Raw genomic sequence first — 21,711 nt, 5'->3', positions numbered from 1 at the left:
CCGGGGGTCCCCGGCGCACGGTGCGTCACGGCCGGACGGCCGCGGCCGTGCGGGCGTCAGCCGGTCAGGGCCTCGTGCACGAGCCGCTTCAGCTCCGGGTAGACGGAGTGCGAGCCCGTCGGTCTGAGCTGGGTCAGGAACTGCACGGTCAGATCGTTGCGAGGGTCCACCCAGAAGGTCGTGGTGGCCACCCCGCTCCAGCCGAACGTGCCGAGTGCCTCGGGGGACCTGGTCAGTTCGGGTTCCGTGACGACGGACACCCCGAGGCCGAAGCCGAGGCCCGCCTTGCCGGGGTCGCGGTGACCGCGGCTGCCGTAGGTGAGCATGTCGGCGTCGCCGGGAAGGTGGTTCGAGGTCATCGTGGCGACCGTCTCGGAACTCAGCAGACGGACGCCGTCCAGTTCGCCGCCGCGACGGAGGAACTCCATGAAGCGGTGGTAGTCGTGCGCCGTCGCCACCATGCCGCCGCTGCCGGACAGGAAGCGGGGTCGGCCGCGCAGGGGCAGTCCCGGGATCGGTGCGATGCCACCGTCCTCGGTCTCGCCGTACAGCTCCGCGAGCCGCGGCGTCTGTGCCCCGGTGACGCACAGGCCGGCGTCCGTCATGCCGAGCGGGGCGAAGATCCGTTCGGCGAAGAAGTCGTCCAGGTCCCGGCCCGCCACCACCTCGACGAGCCGCCCGAGCACGTTCGTCGCCACGGAGTAGTTCCACTGCGTGCCCGGTTCGAACTGAAGCGGCAGTCGCGCGTACACCTCGCACGTCTCCGCCAGGGTCGCGCCGGATACCACCGACGTCTCGATGCCCGCCTCCCGGTACAGGGCGTCGACGGGGTGCGAGTGGTAGAAGCCGAAGGTCAGCCCCGCCGTGTGGGTGAGCAGGTGGCGAACCAGGATCGGTCCTTCGGCGGGCCGGGTCCGTACCGCCGCGCCGGATCCCCCGACGTAGACCCGCGGACGGGCGAAGGCCGGGAGGACGTCGGCGACGGGCGTGTCCAGCCCGAAGCGGCCCTCCTCCATGAGGATCAGCGCGGCGACCGAGGTGACCGGCTTGGTCATCGAGTACATCCGCCACAAGGTGTCGGTCTCGACCGGAAGCCCGGCCCGGACGTCGCGATACCCGTACGTGGTGAGGTGGGCCGTGCGGCCGTGCCGGGAGACGGCCACGAGAAAGCCGGGCAGCCGTCCGTCGTCGACCTCATGGGCGAAGTGCTGGTCCAGACGGGCCAGCGCCTTCGGGTCCAGACCCACGTCCTCCGGCTCCGCCTCTTGCCGCAGGTGTCCCATCGTTCTCCTCCGGTCTCCCCCGGGTGCTGTACCGGGACTTCCGGTTCCAACATTTCATGGTCGGCTACCCGGCCGCGGGCGATCCCTCTCCGGTGCCCACCGGGGTTTCGGACCGGCCGGGCAGTCGCAGGGCCGGTGGCACGCCGAGCAGGGACACACAGGCGAGGGCCGCGAGGGTGGGCCCGGACGCCGCGTTCGTGCACGTCATCAGCGTGCCGGCAACGGCGACGCCCACCGTGGGCCCGATGTTCAGCGCGGTCTGCTGCAGACCGCCGGCCACCCCGGCCGAGGTGACGGACGCCTCTCGTACGACCACCGCCGTCGCCGTCACCATCACCGTGCCGAATCCGGCACCCACGAGCAGGAATCCCATTCCCGTCCAGAGGGCCGGCAATGCCTGCGAGAGCCGGGACAGAAGGAGTACGCCCACGCCCAGGAGCGCCGCCGCGGTCCCGGCGGTGCGGCGCGGACCGCAGCGGCGCATGAGGACGGCCGCCGTGGGCGCCGCCAGCACCATCGCCACGGGTCCCGGCAGGGCTCGCAGCGCGGTCCGCAACGGGTCGAGGCCCAACTCGTCCTGCAGGACGTAACTGCTGACGAACATCGCTCCCAGCATCGCCGCCGACGCGGCCACGAGCAGCGCGAGCGCGGGGCCCACCCCCGGCCGGCCGAGGACGTCCGGGGGCAGCAGCGGGCCCGTGGTGCGCCGTTCGTGCCGTACGAACATCAAGGCGGCCACCGCGCTGCCGAGCAGGGCCGGGGCGGACATCACGGGCCGGCCGGAGTCCGCGCCCGCGGTGAGCGCGTACACGAGGCACATCAGGGCCGTCGCGAGCAGAGCGGCGCCCAGGAGGTCCAGTGGCGGGCGGGACGAGGGCCGTTGCTCCGGGGCGCGGGCGCATCCGACGAGCACGCCCATGACCAGAGCAGGGGCGACATTGAGGAAGAAGACGGCCCGCCACCCGAACGGGGCGACCAGAGCGCCGCCGACCAGGGGACCCGCCGCGGCCGCCAGGGCGATCGCGCCGGTGCGCAGCGCGATCGGCATGCTCAGACGCTCCGGCGGATATGCGGCCCGCAGCATGCCGAGCGTCGCCGGTTGCAGCAGGGCGCCGAAGGCCCCCTGGAGCGCACGCAGTCCGATCACCCAGCCGATGTCCGGCGCCACCGCGATCCCGGCCGACGCCGCGCCGAAGCCGAGCATGCCGAGGGCGAACATGCGCCGGTGGCCGTGGCGGTCCCCGAGCCGGCCGGCGAACACCAACAGGCTCGACACCGCGATGAGATAGCCGGTGCTCGTCCACTGCACCTGCGTCAAAGAAGCGTGCAGATCCCGTTGCAGGGTGGGCTGCGCGACGGTGAGCACCGTGCCGTCGAGGGCGACGACGACGGCGCCGACGACGCTTGCCGCGAGCGTGGTGGCGCGCTGGGCCCTCACCGGCCGCCCGGCCCGAGGTGTGCCTCCAGGGCGGTCCGGAGCAGCGGCACGACGTCGTCGGCCCCCGTGGCGAGCGGGAGACTGCCCCAGGTCCACAACTGTGCGATGCCGTGCAGATTGGCCAGCAGGGAGCCCGCGACGAGCGCCGCGTCGGCGTCCGGCCGCGCTCGGCCCACCAGGTCCACCAGCAGGGAGAACAGCGGGAGACTGGTCTCGCGCAGCCCCAGATGGCCGCTCTCCAGCAGGTCGTGACGGAACATCAGCTCGTGCATCCCGCGGTGGGTGAGCGCGAAGTCCAGATAGACGCGGCCGAGGGCGGCGAGCTGTTCCCTGGGGCTCGCCGCGCCGTCGCCCCTCACCTCGGCCGCCCGGCCCGCGAGGTCGGTGAAGCCACGGCGGGCGATGGCCGACAGCAGCTCCAGATGGGTGGGGAAGTAGCGGCGGGGGGCGCCGTGCGAGACCCCCGCCCGCCGGGCGATCTCCCGCAGGGTCAGTGCCTGGACGCCCTCGGTGCTGACCAGGTCGACACCGACATCGATCAGCCGGGCCCGCAGGCCCGTCTCCGGATCAGCCATAGACACTGTCTACCAGACGCTGATAGACAGTGTCTACGTGGGAATGCGGGACTCGGCCGCGTGAGTTGTTCGGGGTATGACTCAGGACGCCACCCAGAACGCGCTGCTCGCACTGCTCGCCGAGAGCCACGGCGGGGTGCTGGTCACCCTCAAACGCGACGGCCGGCCCCAGTTGTCGAACGTGACCCACACCTACGATCCGAAGGACCGTGTCATCCGTGTCTCGCTGACGGACGACCGCGCCAAGACCCGCAACCTGCGCCGGGACCCGCGGGCCTCGTACCACGTGACCAGCGGCGACCGATGGGCCTACACGGTCGCCGAGGGCACGGCCGACCTCACGCCGGTCGCCCAGGACCCCTACGACGAGACGGTCGAGGAACTCGTCCGGCTCTACCGGGACGTCGCGGGCGAGCATCCGGACTGGGACGACTACCGCGCCGCCATGGTCCACGACCGCCGTCTGGTGCTGAAGCTGCGCGTGGAGCGCGCGTACGGCATCCCCGAGGGAGGCAACGAGGGCTAGCCCGCGGTGCGGGCCTCGATCGCCCGCAGGACGGCCACCATGTCCTCACCGCCGTGCCCCAGTGTCACGGTCTCCTCGAACAGGGCGTGGCAGACGTCCAGCAGCGGCGAGGCCACGCCCGTCGTGCGGGCGGTCTCGGCGATCAGCCGGTTGTTCTTCAGGACGTCGTGGACCGCCGCCTGCACCGCGAAGTCGCGCGCGTGCAGCTTGGGGGCCTTCATCCTGGAGACGCCGCTGGCCATCGGGCCGGCGTCCAGCACGTCCAGGAACAGGCGCCGGTCCAGGCCGTTGCGGTCCGCGAAGTGATAGGCCTCCGAGAGCCCGGTCACCAGCGTGATCAGAAACAGATTGACCGAGAGCTTCATCAGCAGGGCGCTCGGGGCGGGGCCGCAGACGAAGGTCTCGCGGCACAGCGGGGCGAGCAATGGCCGTACGAGGTCCACCGCGGCGTCGTCCCCGGCGAGCATCGCCACCAACTGCCCGTTCTCCGCGGGCACCCGGGAACCGGAGACCGGCGCCTCGACGTACCGCCCGCCGGCCGCTCGGACCTCCGCCTCCAGGCCGCGGGAGTAGCCCGGAGAGGTCGTCCCCATGTGGACGACGACGCGTCCGGCCACCCGGGCCGCGAAGCCGGCGGTGCCGCGGCCCAGGGTGGCGTCGATCGCGTGGTCGTCCGCCAGCATGAGGATCACGACATCGGCCTTGGCGAAGACCTCGGCCGGGTCCGTCGCCGTCTCTGCCCCTGCCGCGCGCAGCGGCTCGGTGCGGGCCGCCGTGCGGTTCCAGACGATCAGTGGTGTGCCGGAGCGGACCAGCCGGAGAGCCATGGGCTGCCCCATGACCCCGAGACCGATGAAGCCGACGTGCACGATGGACCGCCCTCCATGGAGGTGCCGCTATGACAGCCGTCATAGTAGCGAGTCCTATGACGGCGGTCATAGGGTGGGGCGAATGAGCCGCGGTGAGTCGGGAGGTCGGCGATGGCGGTATCCGAGCGGGGCCCGCGCGAGCGGATGGTCTTCAGCGCGGCCCAGTTGATCCGGCGCGACGGCGTCACCGCGACCGGAATGCGCGAGGTGGCCGCGCACGCGGGCGCCCCGCGCGGCTCGCTTCAGCACTACTTCCCGGGTGGCAAGGAGCAACTCGTCAACGAGGCGGTGGCCTGGGCCGGCCGGTACGCGGCCGGGCGTGTGGCGCGCTTCCTCGCGGCACTGTCCGAACCCACGCCGAGCGGGCTGTTCGCCGAGATGGTACGGCAGTGGACGGACGAGTACCGGGCGTCCGGGTTCGAGGGAGGCTGCCCGGTCGCCGCGGCGACCGTGGACTGTGCGCAGTCCACGGACTCCACCCGGGGGGCCGCCGCGGACGCGTTCGCGCGCTGGACGCGCCCGGTGGGCGAGGCGCTGACGGTCATGGGGGTCCCGGCGGAGCGGGCCGAGTCGCTCGCCACGCTCATGATCAGCGCACTGGAGGGCGCCTTGCTGATCGCCCGTACCGAACGCGACGAGCGCGCCCTGACGACCGTGGCACGGGAACTCGGGCCACTGCTCGACGCCGGTGTGCAACGGCCGTCGCCGGGCGGCTGATGAGGTCCTAGGCCCCGAGACGCAGGGCGGACGCCCGATGGTCCGGTGATCAACCCCCTCCTAGGCTGCCGAACGGGCCCGTTCCCCGTTCGTCCCGTCCAGAAGGAGATCCCCCATGCCTGTCGGCGGTCACCGTCACATCAGGATCGCCCGTCCCTCCAAGGACCTGGCAGCGGCCGAACGCTTCTGGGTCGCGGGGTTCGGGCTGTCGGTGGTGTACCGCGCCCAAGGCGGCACGGATCCGGGCGAGCACGACCTGCTGATGGTCGGCAGGCCGGAGGCCTCCTGGCATCTCGAACTCGTCCACGAGGCGGCCCGTCCCGTCATGCCCCGTCCCACGGAGGAGGACCTTCTCGTCGTGTACCTCGACGAGCCGGTGCCGGAGGAGCTGGTGGCGCGGCTGGAGGAGCACGGCGGCAAGCGCGTCCTCTCGCCGAACCCGTACTGGAACGAATGGGGCGTCACGATCGAGGACCCGGACGGCTATCGACTGGTGCTGTGCCGGCGGTCCTGGTCCAACGCCTGAGCACGGCGCGCCGTACCGGGGCGTCCCGTGGTTGCCGCTAGCCTCCGCACGTGATCAATGGGGCGCACATGGTGATCTACTCCCGCGACGCCGAGGCCGACCGGCTCTTCTTCCGCGACGTCCTCGGCTGGGCGCACGTCGACGCCGGGCACGGCTGGCTCGTCTTCAAGGCCCCGCCGGCCGAGGTCGCCTTCCATCCGGCCGAGGGCGAGCCCGAGCATCAACTGATGCTGATGTGCGACGACCTCGACACCACGATGTCCGAACTCGCCTCGAAAGGAGTCGAGTTCACACGCGGGGTGAGCGAGGCGCGCTGGGGCCGGGTCACCGGTGTCCGGCTTCCGGGAGGGAGCGACATCGGTCTGTACGAGCCGCTCCACCCTGTGGCGCACAGTCTTTGACCCCCGCGTGCTCACGGACGAGCACGTGCACCGCGCGCGGACGCCGGACGCATGGCCGGACGGGTCACAGGCATCCGAGCGCGCGGTAGGTGTCACGGGTCGTGGCGGCGACCCGCGCCCAGGTGCGCTCGCGGGTGACGAGCGCCCGGCCGGCGGCTCCCCAGGCGTCCCGCGTCCTTGGGTCCTCGAGCAGCAGTTCGAGCGCCTCTGCCCAGGCCAGAGGGGATTTCGACGGTATTAGTCGTCCATTCACCCCGGATTCGACCAGTTCTCGCATGGCCGGGACATCACTCGCTACGACGGGGAGACCGCTCGCCATCGCCTCGACCGGCTCGAGAGGGGTCACCAGATGGCAGACGCGCTCGTCGGTGCGCGGCACCGCGAAGACATCGAGCACGGCGTGGTGGTTCCGCACCTGCTGGAGCGGAACCCGGCCGGTGAACAGGGCCGTTCCGTCCCCGAGGCCGAGCCGCCCGGCAAGCTCCTGGAGCGCACGCCGCTCCGGACCGTCGCCGACCACCAGCAGCCGCAACGGCACACCCCGGCGGCGCAGTTCGGCACCGGCCTCCAACAGTGTGCCGATGCCCTCGTGACGGGTCAGGCCGCCGACCGTGCCGATGACGTACTCCTCGGGGCCGATGCCGAGGCGGGCGCGCAGGGGGCCGCCGTCCGGCAGCGGCTCCAGGAAGAGCGGATCGACGGCGTGCGGCACGACGTGCACCCGCTCCTTGGGCACCCCGCGCGAGACGATCTCCTCCTTCATGGCCTCGCCCGGTGTCAGCACCGCATCGGACTCACGCATGCAGTACGTCTCCAACTCGCGGCGTGCGCGGTACGCCGCGTCGCCGCGGGAGCGCCCGCGCGCCTCGGCGAGCCAGCTCTCCTCGCGGAACACGCGCACCTCGTAGACCACGGGAAGGCCGTACGTCTCACGCAGGGCCAGCGCCACCCGGCCGTCGCCGTGATCGCCGGACGCGTGCAGCACCGAGGGGCGCACCCGCTCGACGAGCCGCGCGGCCAGCTCCGTGTTGCGCGCCAGCACCGGTCCGGGGCCGTACGGCAGCCATCTCGGCAGCAGCCGGTGCTGGGGCACGCCCTCGAGCAGGTGCAGCGGCCGGGCGTCGAACACCCCCTGTGTCACCGGGAAGCCGATCCGCGTCACCACGTGGGGATCCAGCCCCGCCGCGGACTGGGCGCGAGTCAGTTCCTGGGTGCGCAGGGCCGGGGCCTCCTGCTCATGCGGCACCCCGCGAACGACCAGGTGCAGCACCCGCCCGCGCACGGGCAGAATCGCACGCCCGGGGGGAGCGGGTACGCGTGCGGGACAGGACTCGTCCGACATCCCGGTCGGCGCGGCCAGGAGACGGGCCTCCAGCGGCCGCAGCGCGCGGCGGACGGGGGCGGGCAGCAGGCGTACGGCGAGCAGGGCCGCCCGCAACGGGTTGTGCCGCAACTCGGCCCAGGCCACCGAAACGGCAAGGGTGAGTGCGCGCACCGGGCGACGGGACATGGCATCAGGCTAGATCGCCCCGGTGACGACGAGGCAACATGGGTCGGCGTCCACCCGGATGGCGGGCGCGGGGGGCCGGCCCCGACGCATCCGCGCGACCGGCGCACGACAGGCGCACCGGCATCCGCTCCCCAAGACGGGCGCACAGGACGGCGCTCGGCACCGCATCACGACGGACGCGGGCGTCACGTATCGGGTTCGGAGTGCGGGACGGCTGTACATCTCGGTGGGTGCACGGCGGTCCCAGGCGGCGGAGCCGGTCCTTCGCACACCGAGCCCCCGCTGCCGCCGTCTCCGACCGGGTACGCCGCGTTGACGGGACCGATCCCGGGGCGTCACCGCCGTCATCCTCCGTCGGCTGGAGCACCATGACCGAGAGCACGCAGGAATGCATCCGCCCCTACGGGGACGCCCGCCACCGCGCGCAGGACGACCCCGCGGCCGGCGGCCGGACAACCGGATTCGACCGGTCGGGCGGCGAACTCTTCCGCGCCCTGCGACTGGGCCGGCTCCTCGCCGTCATCGGCGCTCCGGCCGGCCCCCGCACACCGCTCTCGGTACTGGACGCGGGCTGCGGCAGGGGCTGGTTCGCGCGTGCACTGGCCCGGGGTGGCCACCGGGTCGACGCCTTCGACGTCAGTTCCGCGGCCGTCGCGCAGGCCCGTGGCGAAGGCGGCGGCCCGCGTTACGCCGTCGCCGAACTCAGTGGCTGGCGCAGCCCCCGGCCCTACGACGTGGTGCTCTGCCTCGACGTCCTCTTCCACGTCCTCGACGAGGATGCCTGGGCTGCGGCGCTGTGCAACCTCGCCTCGCTGGTGCGGCCGGGCGGCCGACTGATCGTCACCGACGCGGACCTGGGGGAGCGGGCCGTACGCGGCGACGGTCTTGTGTACCGGCCCGCCGCCGCGTACCGCGCGGCCCTCGAGCCGCTCGGTCTGCGGCACCGCCACTTCCTCCCTTACGGATTCCGGGAGAACACCGTCGGCTTCCATGTCTTCACGAGGGTCCGCCGGCACCCCTGACCGGCCGGTGTTCAGACCCGCGCGCGGTCCGCCGTCAGATAGGCGACGACCATGTCGCCGAGCATCCTGCGATAGTGCTCGCGCCGGCCGGCGGCCACCAGGTCACGGCCGAACAGCGCCCCGAACGCATGCCGGTTGGCGACCCGGAAGAAGCAGAACGAGCTGATCAGCGCGTGCAGGTCGACCGCGTCGACGTCGGCCGTGAACAGCCCCGACTCCCGGCCGGCCGCGAGTATGCGGCCGGTCACCTCCAGGGCCGGCGAGCCGATGCTGTCCAGTTTCTCGGACGCGGCGATGCGCTCGGCACCGCGGATGTTCTCCATGCTGACCAGACGGACGCAGTCGGGGTGCGCCTCGTGATGGTCGAACGTGACCTCGGCGAGCCGGCGGACGGCGGCGACGGGGTCCAGATGCTCGACGTCCAGCTCCTGCTCGACTCGGCGGACGACTCCGTAGGCCCGCTCCAGGACGGCCGTGAACAACTGCTCCTTGCCCCCGAAGCAGTAATAGATCATCCGCTTGGTGGTGCGGGTCAGGGCGGTTATTCGGTCGACCCGCGCCCCGTCGTACCCGGCGCGCGCGAACTCCCGTGTCGCGACGTCCAGGATCTCGGCCTTGGTGCGGGCGGCGTCGCGGACACGGGCGCGCGGTGGTGCCGGTTCGTCGACGCTGCTCATCGGGTTCCTCCGGACGAAGGACGGGCCGCCGCACGGCGTGTCGGCTGCCGGCGATTGTAGAAGCCCGGTCCTGCGGCGCTCCTGGGAAGGACCCGGTGTGCCGACCGGCGGCTTCGGGCCTGGGGCCAGGACGCCGGCGGCCGGGGAGCGAGAGGCGAAGGCCGGTCCGTCCCCGTGGACCCGTGGACGAACCGGCCTCGTTGCTTCCTACTTCGACGCAGAGAGCGCCCGGTGGGGGGTCTCGGTGCTGCCCGCTGCGTTCCATTCCGCGATCACGGGCCAGTCGTGCTCGGTGGACAGCCGGCTGACCGTCCCCGTCCGGAGCTGGAACAGCCGTCCCTCGGCGGCCCCGAGGCCGAGGTGCCGGGCGGTGAGGACGCGCAGGAAGTGGCCGTGGGCCACGAGGATCACGTCGCCTTCGGCGAGCGCTGGTGCGATACGGGCCAGTACCCGGTCGGCCCGTGCCGCCACCTCGTCCGGCGACTCGCCGGGGTGTCCGGGCGGACCCGGCGGCACCCCGTCCGTCCACAGCCGCCAGTCGGGTCTGGTGCGATGGATGTCGACGGTGGTGATTCCCTCGTAGCCGCCGTAGTCCCACTCGTGCAGATCGGGCTCGGTCGCGGCGCCGGACAGGCCCGCGAGTTCCGCGGTGCGTACCGCCCGGTGCAGAGGGCTGGTGAGAGTGAGTGCGAAGGTGCGTCCGGCGAGCTGGGTGGCGAGGGACTTGGCCTGTTCCTCGCCACCCTGTGTGAGCGGCAGATCGGTCCAGCTGGTGTGCTTGCCCGAAGCGCTCCACTCGGTTTCGCCGTGGCGGACCAGCAGGAGGTCGCCCACGGTGGTCACCTACTCGGCGGACTCGACCGCGTGGCCGCCGAACTGGTTGCGCAGCGCCGCGATCATCTTCATCTGGGGCGAGTCGTCCTGGCGGGAGGCGAACCGGGCGAACAGCGAGGCGGTGATGGCCGGCAGGGGCACGGCGTTGTTGATGGCCGCCTCGATCGTCCACCGGCCCTCGCCGGAGTCCTCGGCGTATCCGCGGAGCTTGTCGAGGTGCTCGTCCTGGTCGAGGGCGTTGACCGCGAGGTCGAGCAGCCACGAGCGGATGACGGTGCCCTCCTGCCAGGAGCGGAAGACCTCGCGGACGTTCTCCACGGACTTGACCTTCTCCAGCAGTTCCCAGCCCTCGGCGTAGGCCTGCATCATCGCGTACTCGATGCCGTTGTGGACCATCTTGGAGAAGTGTCCGGCGCCGACCCGGCCGGCGTGGACGTATCCATAGGGTCCTTCGGGCTTGAGCGCCTCGAAGATGGGCTGGAGGCGTTCGATGTGCTCCTTGTCGCCTCCGACCATCAGGGCGTAGCCGTTCTGCAGGCCCCAGACGCCGCCGGAGACGCCCGCGTCGACGAAGCCGATGCCCTTGATGCCGAGTTCGGCGGCGTGCTTCTCGTCGTCGGTCCAGCGGGAGTTGCCGCCGTCGACGACGGTGTCGCCGGGGGTGAGCAGCTCCTTGAGCTCGTCGATGACGGCCTGGGTGGCAGCGCCTGCCGGGACCATCACCCACACCACGCGGGGCGCCTCGAGCTTCTCGACCAGTTCGGTGAGGTGCTTGACGTCGGAGACCTCGGGGTTGCGGTCGTAGCCGACGACGGTGTGGCCCGCGCGGCGGATCCGCTCGCGCATGTTGCCGCCCATCTTGCCAAGGCCGATGAGTCCGATCTGCATGTCAGTTCACTTCTTCCTGAGCTCGCGGTACTTGGCGACGAGGGCTTGGGTGGAGGTGTCGAGGCCGGGGACGTCCGCGCCTTCGGTCAGCGCGGGTTCGACGCGCTTGGCGAGGACCTTGCCCAGTTCCACGCCCCACTGGTCGAAGGAGTCGATGTTCCAGATCGCGCCCTGTACGAACACCTTGTGCTCGTACAGCGCCACCAGCTGGCCCAGCACCGAAGGAGTCAGCTCCGGGGCGAGGATCGTGGTCGTCGGATGGTCGCCGCGGAAGGTCTTGTGCGGCACCAGTTCCTGCGCCACCCCCTCGGCCCGTACCTCGTCCGCCGTCTTGCCGAAAGCCAGTGCCTGGGTCTGCGCGAAGAAGTTCGCCATCAGCAGATCGTGCTGGGCCTTCAACGACTCGCTCAACTCCCCCACCGGGCGGGCGAAACCGACGAAGTCCGCCGGAATCAGCTCGGTACCCTGGTGGATCAGCTGGTAGTAGGCGTGCTGGCCATTGGTCCCCGGCGTACCCCACACCACCGGACCGGTCTGCCATGCGACCGGCATCCCCTGGCGGTCCACCGACTTGCCGTTGGACTCCATGTCCAGCTGCTGCAGATACGCGGTGAACTTCGACAGGTAATGCGAATAGGGCAGCACCGCGTGCGACTGGGCACCATGGAAATTGCCGTACCAGACACCCAGAAGCCCCAGCAGCAACGGCACATTCGACTCCGCCGGCGCGGTGCGGAAGTGCTCGTCGACGGTGTGGAAACCGTCCAGCATCTCCCGGAACCGGTCCGGGCCGACGGCGATCATCAACGACAGGCCGATCGCCGAGTCGTACGAGTACCGGCCGCCGACCCAGTCCCAGAACTCGAACATGTTGTCCGGGTCGATACCGAACTCGGTGACCTTCTCCGCGTTCGTCGACAACGCCACGAAGTGCTTGGCCACCGCCTCCTGACCGGCACCCAGCCCGGACAGCAGCCACTGACGCGCAGACGTCGCGTTGGTGATCGTCTCGATCGTGGTGAACGTCTTGGACGCGATGATGAACAGCGTCTCCGCCGGATCCAGGTCCCGCGTCGCCTCGTGCAGGTCCGCACCGTCCACATTGGACACGAACCGGACCGTGGACGACCGGTCCGTGAACGCACGCAACGCCTCGTACGCCATGGCCGGACCGAGATCCGATCCACCGATGCCGATGTTGACCACGTTCTTGATCCGCTTGCCGGTGTGGCCCGTCCACTCCCCGGAGCGCACCCGGTCGGCGAAGCCGCTCATCTTGTCCAGGACCGCGTGGACCTTCGGCACCACGTTCTCGCCGTCGACCTCGATCACGGCGTCCCGCGGCGCACGCAACGCGGTGTGCAGCACCGCCCGGTCCTCGGTGACGTTGATCTTCTCCCCGCGGAACATCGCGTCCCGCAGCCCGAAGACGTCCCGCGCCGCGGCCAGTTCCCGCAGCAGCCGCAACGTCTCGTCGGTGACCAGCTGCTTGGAGTAGTCCACCGACAGATCGCCGACCCGAAGGGTGTAGCCGCCGCCCCGGCCGGGATCCGCCGCGAACAACTCGCGCAGTCCCACTCCGTCCAGTTCCTCGCGGTGCTTGGCCAGCGCGGTCCACTCGGGCAGCTGGTTGGGCCTCGTACGGTCAGCCACGGCCCTTCCCCTCCTTCTTCACACCATTGCCGCGCAGGGCGATGGCGTACATCTCGTCCGCGTCCAGGCGGCGAAGCTCCTCGGCGATGAGTTCCGAGGTCGGGCGCACCTTGAGCGCCAGGGTGCGCGGCGGCTGGCCCGGCAGGGTGAGCGTGGCCAGCGGGCCCTCGGGGCGGTCGATGACGATCTCGCCCCTCGCGGTGCCCAGCCGGACGGCCGTGACGACCGGCCCACCGCTGACCACCCGCTCCACGGGCACATGGAGCCGGGCCTGCAGCCAGCGGGCCAGCAACTCGGCGCTCGGGTTCTCCGCTTCGCTCTCCACAGCCGCCGAGGTCACCTTCGTGCGTGCCTGGTCGAGCGCCGCGGCGAGCATCGACCGCCAGGGCGTCAGACGGGTCCAGGCCAGATCGGTGTCTCCGGGCGCGTACGAGGCCACTCGCGTCTCCAGCGCCGCCAGCGGCGCCTCGACGGCGTACAGATCGGTGATCCGGCGCTGGGCCAGTGCACCGAGCGGGTCCTTGGAGGGGTTGTCCGGGGCGTCGACCGGCCACCACACCACCACGGGTGCGTCCGGCAGCAGCAGCGGCAGGACGACCGAGTCGGCGTGGTCGGACACCTCGCCGTACAGCCGCAGCACCACCGTCTCCCCGGTGCCCGCGTCCGCGCCCACCCGGACCTCGGCGTCCAGGTGCGGGCGCGTGCGGTCGCGCAGGGTGCGGGCGTGCCGCTTGATGACGACCAGGGTGCGCGACGGATGCTCGTGGGAGGCCTCCTCGGCCGCCCTGAGCGAGTCGTACGCGTTCTCCTCGTCCGTCACGATGATCATGGTGAGGACCATGCCCACGGCGGGGGTGCCAAGGGCCCGGCGGCCCTGCACCAGCGCCTTGTTGATCTTGCTTGACGTAGTGTCGGTGAGGTCGATCTTCATGGCCTGCGCCAGCTCCGTCCGTCTCGTGCGAGCATCTCGTCGGCTTCCTCGGGACCCCAGGTGCCCGCGGGGTACTGCGCGGGCTTGCCGTGCGTGGCCCAGTACTCCTCGATCGGATCGAGGATCTTCCAGGACTCCTCCACTTCCTCGGTACGGGGGAAGAGGTTGGCGTCACCCAGCAGTACGTCCAGGATCAGTCGTTCGTAGGCCTCCGGGCTGGACTCGGTGAACGACTCGCCGTAAGCGAAGTCCATCGAGACGTCCCGGATCTCCATCGAGGTTCCCGGCACCTTCGAGCCGAAGCGGACGGTCATTCCCTCGTCCGGCTGCACCCGGATGACGATCGCGTTCTCACCGAGTTCCTCGGTGGCCGTGGAGTCGAACGGGGAGTGCGGCGCCCGCTGGAAGACCACCGCGATCTCGGTGACCCGCCGGCCGAGGCGCTTGCCGGCGCGCAGGTAGAAGGGGACACCCGCCCAGCGGCGGTTGTCGATCTCCAGCTTGACGGCAGCGTAGGTGTCCGTGGTGGACCCGGCGTCGATGCCGTCCTCGTCGAGGTAGCCGATCACCTTCTCGCCGCCCTGCCAGCCGGCCGCGTACTGACCGGGCACGGTGTGCAGCCCGAGGTCCTCCGGAAGCCGCACCGACTTCAGGACCTTGAGCTTCTCCGTGACCAGCGCCTCGGCGTCGAAGGCGATGGGCTCCTCCATGGCCGTGAGGGCCATCAGCTGGAGCAGGTGGTTCTGGATGACGTCGCGGGCGGCGCCGATGCCGTCGTAGTAACCGGCCCGGCCGCCGATGCCGATGTCCTCGGCCATGGTGATCTGCACATGGTCGACGTAGGACCGGTTCCAGATCGGCTCGTACATCTGGTTGGCGAAGCGCAGCGCCAGGATGTTCTGGACCGTCTCCTTGCCCAGGTAGTGGTCGATGCGGAAGACCTGGTCCGGTTCGAACACGTCGTGCACGATCCGGTTGAGCTCACGGGCGCTCGTCAGGTCGCGGCCGAACGGCTTCTCGATGACGGCGCGCCGCCAGGAGCCCTCCGGTGCGTCCGCGAGTCCGTGCTTCTTGAGCTGCTGGACGACCTGCGGGAAGAACTTCGGCGGGACGGAGAGGTAGAACGCGTAGTTGCCGCTCGTGCCCTGGGACGTGTTCAACTCCTCGATGGCCTCCCGCAGTTGCTCGAAGGCCGCGTCGTCGTCGAAGGTGCCGGGGACGAACCGCATCCCCTCGGCGAGCTGCTGCCACACCTCCTCGCGGAACGGCGTCCTGGCGTGCTCCTTGACCGCGTCGTGCACCACCTGTGCGAAGTCCTGGTCGGCCCAGTCGCGGCGGGCGAATCCGACGAGCGAGAAGCCCGGCGGCAGCAGACCGCGGTTGGCCAGGTCGTACACGGCCGGCATCAGCTTCTTGCGGGACAGATCGCCCGTGACACCGAAGATGACCAGGCCGGACGGCCCCGCGATACGGGGCAGCCGCCGGTCGCGTTCGTCATGGAGCGGGTTGTCCCAGTCGTCGACCGGGAGCTCGGCCGCTGCGGCGGCCGGCTGTGCGCCGGCTGCCGCCTCGGGCGCCCCGGCCTGCGGTTCCGCGGTCGCGGGCCGTGCGCTCCCGGCGTGCGTCCCCTTGGACTTGCCCTTGCTCATTCCCCGTCAACTCCCTTGTTCCTGAGAGACGTTGCCACTGCTTCCAGCAGGTCGACCCAGGCCGTCTCGAACTTCGCGACGCCCTCGTTCTCGAGCTGCTTCACGACCTCGTCGTAGGAGATGCCGAGCCTCTCCACGGCGTCGAGGTCCGCACGTGCCTGCACATAGCCGCCGGTCACCGCGTCGCCCCGGATGTCGCCGTGGTCGGCGGTGGCGTCGAGCGTGGCTTCGGGCATGGTGTTGACCGTGCCCGGAGCGACCAGTTCGTCGACGTACAGGGTGTCCTTGTACGCCGGGTCCTTCACGCCGGTCGAGGCCCACAACGGACGCTGCTCGTTGGCTCCGGCGCGGGCCAGGGCGAGCCAGCGCTCACCCGCGAAGACCTCTTCGTACGCCTCGTAGGCGAGCCGCGCGTTCGCCAGTGCCGCCCTGCCCTTGAGTCCGAGTGCCTCGTCCGTGCCGAGCTTCGTCAGGCGCTTGTCGATCTCGGAGTCGACGCGGGAGACGAAGAAGGAGGCGACGGAGTGGATGGTGGACAGGTCGAGACCGGCGGCGTTCGCCTTCTCCAGACCGGCGAGATACGCGTCCATCACCTGGCGGTAGCGCTCCAGCGAGAAGATCAGCGTCACGTTGACACTGATACCCCGTCCGATCACCTCGGTGATGGCCGGGAGGCCGGCGTCGGTGGCCGGGATCTTGATCATCACGTTGGGGCGGTCGACGAGCCAGGCGAGCTGCTTGGCCTCGGCCACCGTCGCCCTGGTCCGATGGGCGAGCCGCGGGTCGACCTCGATGGAGACCCGGCCGTCCCGGCCGTGCGTGGCCTCGTGGACGGGCCGCAGGATGTCCGCGGCGTCGCGGACGTCCGCGGTGGTCATCATGCGCACGGCCTCGTCGACCGTCACGCCCCGGGCGGCCAGATCGGCCAGCTGCTCCTCGTAACCCTCTCCCGAGCCGATGGCGGCCTGGAAGATGGACGGGTTGGTGGTGACGCCCACCACGTGCTTCGCCGCGACGAGTTCGGCCAGGTTGCCGGACGCGATCCGCTTGCGGGAGAGGTCGTCCAGCCAGATCGACACGCCTGCGTCGGACAGGCGCTTCAACGGCTCCGCTGCTGCGGTTGCTTCGGTCACTGTGATCATCTTCTTTCTGGCGATCGGATCAACCGCGGACGGCGGCGAGGGATTCCCGGGCCGCGGCGGCCACGTTCTCGGCGGTGAAGCCGTACTCGGCGAACAGGGTCTTGGCGTCGGCGGAGGCGCCGAAGTGCTCCAGGGAGATGATGCGTCCACTCTCACCGACGTACCGGTACCAGGTCAGGGCGATGCCCGCCTCCACCGCCACGCGGGCCTTCACGGACGGCGGAAGGACCCGCTCGCGGTAGTCGGCGGGCTGCTCCTGGAACCACTCGACGGACGGCATCGACACCACGCGGGTACCCACACCCTCGGCCTCCAGCCGCTCCCGGGCGCCGACGGCGAGCTGCACCTCGGAGCCGGTGGCGAGGAGGATGACGTCCGGGACCTCGGTCGAGGACTCCCGAAGGATGTAACCGCCCTTCGCGGCCTCGGGGTTGGGGGTGTAGGTCGGCAGGCCCTGGCGGGTCAGCGCGAGACCGTGCGGGGCGGGGTTCGTCGAGTGCCGCTTGAGGATCTCGCGCCAGGCGATGGCTGTCTCGTTGGCGTCGGCCGGGCGGACCATGTTCAGGCCCGGGATGGCGCGCAGCGAGGCCAGGTGCTCGACCGGTTGGTGGGTGGGGCCGTCCTCGCCCAGACCGATCGAGTCATGGGTCCACACATAGGTGACGGGGAGCTGCATGAGGGCCGACAGGCGGACCGCGTTGCGCATGTAGTCGGAGAACACCAGGAAGGTGCCGCCGTAGACACGGGTGTTGCCGTGCAGGGCGATGCCGTTCATCTCCGCGGCCATGGAGTGCTCGCGGATGCCGAAGTGGATCGTGCGTCCGTACGGGTCCGCCTCCGGGAGCGGGTTGCCCTTCGGCAGGAAGGAGCTGTTCTTGTCGATGGTGGTGTTGTTCGAGCCGGCCAGGTCGGCGGAGCCGCCCCACAGCTCGGGGACGACCGCCCCCAGGGCCTGCAGCACCTTGCCGGAGGCGGCACGCGTGGCGACGGACGCGCCCTCCTCGAAGACCGGCAGTGCGTCCTCCCAGCCCTCGGGCAGCTGACCGGCGACGACGCGGTCGAACAGCTCGGCGCGCTCGGGCTGGGCGGCACGCCACTCGGCGATGCGCTTGTCCCAGGCGGCGTGCGCCTCGGTGCCGCGGTCGAGGGCCGTGCGGGTGTGGGCCAGGACCTCGTCGGCGACCTCGAAGGTCTGCTCGGGGTCGAAGCCGAGGACGCGCTTGGTGGCCGCGACCTCGTCCGTGCCGAGGGCGGACCCGTGGGAGGCCTCGGTGTTCTGCGCGTTCGGGGCCGGCCAGGCGATGATCGTGCGCATCGCGATGATCGAGGGTCGCCCGGTCTCGTCCTGTGCGGTCCTGAGCGCGGCGTACAGGGCGTGTACGTCGATGTCGCCGTTCTCGCCGGGTTCGATGCGCTGGACGTGCCAGCCGTAGGCCTCGTAGCGCTTGAGCACGTCCTCGGAGAAGGCCGTCGCGGTGTCGCCCTCGATGGAGATGTGGTTGTCGTCGTAGAGGAAGACGAGGTTGCCGAGCTTCTGGTGGCCGGCGAGCGAGGACGCCTCGGCGGAGATGCCCTCCTGGAGGTCGCCGTCGGAGACGATCGCCCAGATCATGTGATCGAAGGGAGAGGTGCCCTCGGGGGCGTCCGGGTCGAAGAGGCCGCGCTCGTAGCGGGCGGCCATGGCCATGCCGACCGCGTTGGCGACGCCCTGGCCGAGCGGTCCCGTGGTGGTCTCCACGCCCGCGGTGTGCCCGTACTCGGGGTGCCCCGGGGTCTTCGAGCCGTGGGTGCGGAACGCCTTCAGGTCATCGAGTTCCAGCTCGTATCCGGACAGGAAGAGCTGTGTGTACAGGGTCAGTGAGGTGTGGCCGGGGGAGAGGACGAAACGGTCGCGGCCGGTCCACTCGGGGTCGGCCGGATCGTGCCGCATCACCTTCTGAAAGATCGTGTAGGCGGCCGGGGCCAGGCTCATCGCGGTGCCCGGGTGTCCGTTGCCGACCTTCTGCACCGCGTCGGCGGCCAGGATGCGGGCGGTGTCGACGGCCCGCCGGTCGAGATCGGTCCAGTCGAATCCATCGGGGCTCTGCGCACTCATCTTCAAGAAGTCCTCACTGCGTGGCAAATCGCTGACAGAACGCGTTCAAACCTAAAAGTCTGACTTTTGCAGTGGAAGGTGCCCCTGTGTCAGCCTTCGGTGAAAGTGGGACATCGGCAGCGCGATCGAGGCGGCACGAGAAGGACATGGTGGACAGAACCACGCAAGACGGTGACGGGATCAGAACGTACCCCTTCCCGGTCGACCAGAGCGTCTGCGGTGTCGGTATGCAGGTGGCCTCCATGGACCCCGGGCGGCCCTGGCACCGGGCCGCGCCGGTCGACCGCGTCCACCGGATCGACTTCCATGTGGTGATGCTCTTCACCGGCGGCCCCGTGACGCACATGGTGGATTTCGCCGAGTACCGGATGAACGCCGGCGACCTCCTGTGGATCCGCCCCGGACAGGTCCACCGCTTCTCCCGGGCGAGCGAGTACCACGGCATCGTGCTCACCATGCAGCCCGGATTCCTGCCGCGCGCCACCGTGGAGGCGGCAGGTCTGTACCGCTACGAACTGCCGCCCCTGCTGCACCCCGGCCCGGCCCAGCTCGACGGGCTCCGGTCGGCCCTCGCCCAGCTGCGGCGCGAGTACGAGGACACCAGCACGCTGCCCCTGAGTCTGCACACGTCGGTGCTGCGCCACTCCCTGACCGCGTTCCTGCTGCGTCTCGCGCATCTCGCGGCCAGCTCCGCGAAGGCGGCCCAGGAGCAGGCCGACACGACCTTCACCCGCTTCCGGGACGAGGTGGAGAAGGGGTTCGCCACCAACCACAGCGTCAGCGCGTACGCCGACGGCCTCGGATACTCCCGGCGCACCCTCGTCCGCGCGGTGCGTGCCGCCACCGGTGAGACGCCCAAGGGTTTCATAGACAAGCGCGTGATCCTGGAGGCCAAACGCCTCCTCGCGCACACGGAGCTGCCCATCGGGCGGGTCGGTGCCGCCGTGGGGTTCGCCGACGCGGCGAACTTCTCCAAGTTCTTCCACCAGCACACGGACACGACCCCGGCCGCGTTCCGCGCGGAGCTGAGATGAGCGGAGCCGGGACGAGCGGGCCGGCGACCCGGGGTGGGCGCCCGGCCCACCCCGGCCTGCTCCGTCAGTGACCGAAGTCAGTGGTTCATGAACTGGGACACGGGCAGGGCGCGGTCGACGATGCGCACATCGCCGAGCCATCCGTGGTGGATCTGGTCGATCCTGCCCGCGTACTCGTATCCGCCGAGCAGCCACGGCAGGCCGAGCGAGGTGAGCCCGACGGAGCGGGCCGTGGGGTTGCGGACGACGGGGCAGCCCTGGACGTACATCGTCGTGTGGTTTCCGTCGTTGACGACCGCCACGTGCCACCAGGTCTCCCGCGCGGTCTCGTGACCCCAGTTGGTGGCGATGCCCTCCTGGTTGAGGGGGCGCACGGCCCACTGCGGGCCGGGGCCGTCGGACAGCGAAAGGGTGGCGATCGGCTCGTCCGGGTCGTCCTGCGTCTTGCCCGCTGCGCCGCCCGTGCCCGAGCGGCTGACGAGGCCTGCCCACGCGTTGTGGGACGCGTCCCAGTCCGCGGGCACCTTGTAGAAGGCCTCGACGGTGTAACCGCGTGCGAACGTGGTCGAGTTGAGCGGGGCGCTGTCGACCGTGCGCAGATAGGCGCCGCGCAGCGGGGACTTGTATCCCTGGAAGCGCAGACTGCCGTGTCCCGGCTGATCCGGGTGATGGTCCGACGACCAGTTCAGGGTGCCGTCCTGGACCTTGACGACGGTCAGGTCGTTGCCGCGGCCGGACAGGTCGCGGACCGTGCCGTCCACGGAGGCGCCGTCCGCGTGCCCGTCGAAGCGCCAGTACGCGACCGTACCGCGGACGAGCATCTCGGACGTGGGCCGAGCGGGGCGGGCTGGAACCGGAGCGAAGCCGGAGAAGCGCCGCTCGAAGTCGATCGCGACGGAGAACCGGTCCTCGGGGCCGGTCAGTTCCATCTCCTGCCGCTCCAGTTCGTTGAGCCCCCGGGCCGCCCTGCCGAGGATCCACGGGGAGATCGTCTCCACGTCGATCGTGTTGCGGTCCAGGTCGAAGCGGTAGAGGCGGATCATCGCCGCGCCACCGTAGTAGCGGTTCTGATAGTTCGTCAGGTGAAGGTGCACGTCGTTGCCCGCGGAGTTCCTCCGGGTGGCGCGCGCGGCGGGCCAGAAGTGGCCGTTCAGGGTGAGGAAGATCTGGTCGTGGTCCGCGATCAGCTGGTCCCACAGCTGCTGCCCGTACGACGACAGCGCGTCGTCCCCGTAGACCAGTTCGTGCGTGGTGAGGACGACCGGTGTCCTCGGGTGCTGCGCGATCACGTTCTTCGCCCAGGCGAAGCCCTGTGCCGACAGCCTCCAGTCCAGGGCGAGCACAAGCCATTCCCGGCCGGCCGCCCGGAACAGGTGAAAGGTGTTGTAGCCGTCCGGAGAGGAGCCCCCGAAGGTGGGCCCGCCCTTGAAGCGCTGCGGGCCGAAGGCGTCCAGATACGGTGTGCGGCCGCGCTGGTCGTCACCGGACGAACGGATGTCGTGGTTGCCGGCGAGCACGCTGTATCCGACCCCGTGGCGGTCGAGGAGCCGGAACGCCTCGCTCGCCGCGTCGAACTCGGCCGCGGCGCCGTTCTCCGTGAGGTCTCCCAGATGCGACAGGAAGACGATGTTCTCGTCCCGGCCGTGCTCCAGGAGGTAGCGCAGCGAGGCCTCGATGGGCGCCGGGTCGATGCTGGGCCCGTCGAAGAGGTACTGGGTGTCCGGCATCACGACGAGCGTGAAGCGCCGGCTGTCGGGGTCGGGCCGCAGGCGGCCGGCCGTCGCCGCGGGCGCCGCCTCGGCGGTGGCCGGCAGTGCGACTCCGGCGGTCGCGGCGGCGCCGAGCAGCGCGGTCGCGCGCAGGAAGCTGCGTCTTCCGGCGCCGGCCTGCGCGGCCTCGCTCTGGGTGTGGTCATGCGAAGTACACACGTGTGCTCCGTGA

At 70.8% G+C, this 21,711-nt stretch carries 20 protein-coding genes; 6 read left to right on the top strand and 14 right to left on the bottom strand.

Going from position 1 to position 21,711, the window contains the following annotated elements; genetic code table 11:
- Positions 1–56: 56 nt before the first annotated feature.
- From RCR19_RS05955 to RCR19_RS05945, 3 genes are all read right to left on the bottom strand, one after another.
- Complete coding sequence (locus RCR19_RS05955; RefSeq protein WP_331264136.1) at positions 57–1,283, bottom strand: serine hydrolase domain-containing protein; 1,227 nt, start codon at positions 1,281–1,283, stop codon at positions 57–59.
- A 64-nt stretch (positions 1,284–1,347) separates the two neighbouring features.
- Positions 1,348–2,721: an MFS transporter gene (locus tag RCR19_RS05950; RefSeq protein ID WP_331264135.1), complete on the bottom strand. Its 1,374-nt coding sequence runs from the start codon at positions 2,719–2,721 to the stop codon at positions 1,348–1,350.
- Positions 2,718–3,296, bottom strand: coding sequence for a TetR/AcrR family transcriptional regulator (locus tag RCR19_RS05945; RefSeq protein WP_331264134.1), 579 nt, complete (start codon positions 3,294–3,296; stop codon positions 2,718–2,720). The genes RCR19_RS05950 and RCR19_RS05945 overlap by 4 nt, the downstream gene beginning before the upstream one ends.
- A gap of 76 nt (positions 3,297–3,372) precedes the next feature.
- Here RCR19_RS05945 and RCR19_RS05940 point away from each other — a divergent pair, with 76 nt between their 5' ends.
- Complete coding sequence (locus RCR19_RS05940; protein ID WP_331264133.1) at positions 3,373–3,822, top strand: PPOX class F420-dependent oxidoreductase; 450 nt, start codon at positions 3,373–3,375, stop codon at positions 3,820–3,822.
- Here RCR19_RS05940 and RCR19_RS05935 read toward each other — a convergent pair.
- Positions 3,819–4,691, bottom strand: coding sequence for an NAD(P)-dependent oxidoreductase (locus tag RCR19_RS05935; RefSeq protein ID WP_331264132.1), 873 nt, complete (start codon positions 4,689–4,691; stop codon positions 3,819–3,821). The two genes, RCR19_RS05940 and RCR19_RS05935, sit on opposite strands and share 4 nt — an antisense overlap.
- 111 nt (positions 4,692–4,802) lie before the next feature.
- Here RCR19_RS05935 and RCR19_RS05930 point away from each other — a divergent pair, with 111 nt between their 5' ends.
- The 3 genes from RCR19_RS05930 to RCR19_RS05920 all read left to right on the top strand — a co-directional run bounded on the left by RCR19_RS05930 (position 4,803) and on the right by RCR19_RS05920 (position 6,335).
- Positions 4,803–5,408 carry a TetR/AcrR family transcriptional regulator gene (locus RCR19_RS05930; protein ID WP_331264131.1) on the top strand — a complete coding sequence of 202 codons (606 nt, stop codon included), beginning with the start codon at positions 4,803–4,805 and terminating at the stop codon, positions 5,406–5,408.
- Positions 5,409–5,523: 115 nt separating this feature from the next.
- A complete protein-coding gene (locus RCR19_RS05925; protein ID WP_331264130.1) occupies positions 5,524–5,934 on the top strand; it encodes a VOC family protein in 411 nt (136 codons plus the stop codon).
- A 50-nt stretch (positions 5,935–5,984) separates the two neighbouring features.
- Positions 5,985–6,335 carry a VOC family protein gene (locus tag RCR19_RS05920; RefSeq protein ID WP_331264129.1) on the top strand — a complete coding sequence of 117 codons (351 nt, stop codon included), beginning with the start codon at positions 5,985–5,987 and terminating at the stop codon, positions 6,333–6,335.
- A gap of 64 nt (positions 6,336–6,399) precedes the next feature.
- Here RCR19_RS05920 and RCR19_RS05915 read toward each other — a convergent pair whose 3' ends face one another.
- On the bottom strand, positions 6,400–7,845 hold the full coding sequence (locus RCR19_RS05915) for a glycosyltransferase family 4 protein (protein WP_331264128.1): 1,446 nt from the start codon (positions 7,843–7,845) through the stop codon (positions 6,400–6,402).
- A gap of 368 nt (positions 7,846–8,213) precedes the next feature.
- Between RCR19_RS05915 and RCR19_RS05910 the strand changes: the two genes are divergently transcribed.
- The gene (locus RCR19_RS05910; RefSeq protein WP_331264127.1) at positions 8,214–8,867 is read left to right on the top strand and encodes a methyltransferase domain-containing protein; all 654 of its coding nucleotides are present in this window, start codon (positions 8,214–8,216) and stop codon (positions 8,865–8,867) included.
- A gap of 11 nt (positions 8,868–8,878) precedes the next feature.
- Here the strand turns inward: RCR19_RS05910 and RCR19_RS05905 are convergent, their stop codons facing one another.
- The 8 genes from RCR19_RS05905 to tkt form a co-directional block, all read right to left on the bottom strand.
- Positions 8,879–9,544: a TetR/AcrR family transcriptional regulator gene (locus RCR19_RS05905; protein WP_331264126.1), complete on the bottom strand. Its 666-nt coding sequence runs from the start codon at positions 9,542–9,544 to the stop codon at positions 8,879–8,881.
- 207 nt (positions 9,545–9,751) lie between these two features.
- Complete coding sequence (locus tag RCR19_RS05900; protein WP_331264125.1) at positions 9,752–10,378, bottom strand: histidine phosphatase family protein; 627 nt, start codon at positions 10,376–10,378, stop codon at positions 9,752–9,754.
- A gap of 9 nt (positions 10,379–10,387) precedes the next feature.
- Positions 10,388–11,266, bottom strand: coding sequence for a phosphogluconate dehydrogenase (NAD(+)-dependent, decarboxylating) (gnd, locus tag RCR19_RS05895; RefSeq protein WP_331264124.1), 879 nt, complete (start codon positions 11,264–11,266; stop codon positions 10,388–10,390).
- A 6-nt stretch (positions 11,267–11,272) separates the two neighbouring features.
- Positions 11,273–12,919: a glucose-6-phosphate isomerase gene (gene pgi, locus RCR19_RS05890; protein WP_331264123.1), complete on the bottom strand. Its 1,647-nt coding sequence runs from the start codon at positions 12,917–12,919 to the stop codon at positions 11,273–11,275.
- Positions 12,912–13,850, bottom strand: coding sequence for a glucose-6-phosphate dehydrogenase assembly protein OpcA (gene opcA, locus RCR19_RS05885; protein ID WP_059131854.1), 939 nt, complete (start codon positions 13,848–13,850; stop codon positions 12,912–12,914). The genes pgi and opcA overlap by 8 nt, the downstream gene beginning before the upstream one ends.
- The gene (zwf, locus tag RCR19_RS05880) at positions 13,847–15,499 is read right to left on the bottom strand and encodes a glucose-6-phosphate dehydrogenase (RefSeq protein WP_331264122.1); all 1,653 of its coding nucleotides are present in this window, start codon (positions 15,497–15,499) and stop codon (positions 13,847–13,849) included. The genes opcA and zwf overlap by 4 nt, the downstream gene beginning before the upstream one ends.
- Positions 15,496–16,641: a transaldolase gene (tal, locus tag RCR19_RS05875; protein WP_331264121.1), complete on the bottom strand. Its 1,146-nt coding sequence runs from the start codon at positions 16,639–16,641 to the stop codon at positions 15,496–15,498. Before tal ends, zwf begins: the two co-directional genes overlap by 4 nt.
- A gap of 19 nt (positions 16,642–16,660) precedes the next feature.
- On the bottom strand, positions 16,661–18,736 hold the full coding sequence (gene tkt / locus RCR19_RS05870) for a transketolase (protein WP_331264120.1): 2,076 nt from the start codon (positions 18,734–18,736) through the stop codon (positions 16,661–16,663).
- A 146-nt stretch (positions 18,737–18,882) separates the two neighbouring features.
- Between tkt and RCR19_RS05865 the strand changes: the two genes are divergently transcribed.
- Complete coding sequence (locus RCR19_RS05865) at positions 18,883–19,770, top strand: AraC family transcriptional regulator (RefSeq protein WP_331264119.1); 888 nt, start codon at positions 18,883–18,885, stop codon at positions 19,768–19,770.
- A 77-nt stretch (positions 19,771–19,847) separates the two neighbouring features.
- On the opposite strand, the gene RCR19_RS05860 is transcribed toward RCR19_RS05865, so the two are convergent.
- A complete protein-coding gene (locus tag RCR19_RS05860; RefSeq protein WP_331264118.1) occupies positions 19,848–21,698 on the bottom strand; it encodes a LamG-like jellyroll fold domain-containing protein in 1,851 nt (616 codons plus the stop codon).
- Between the last annotated feature and the right edge of the window lie 13 nt (positions 21,699–21,711).

The sequence above is a fragment of the Streptomyces sp. WAC07094 genome (assembly GCF_036320405.1).
GTDB lineage: Bacteria > Actinomycetota > Actinomycetes > Streptomycetales > Streptomycetaceae > Streptomyces > Streptomyces lannensis.
This window is presented reverse-complemented; position numbering and strand designations above follow the sequence as displayed.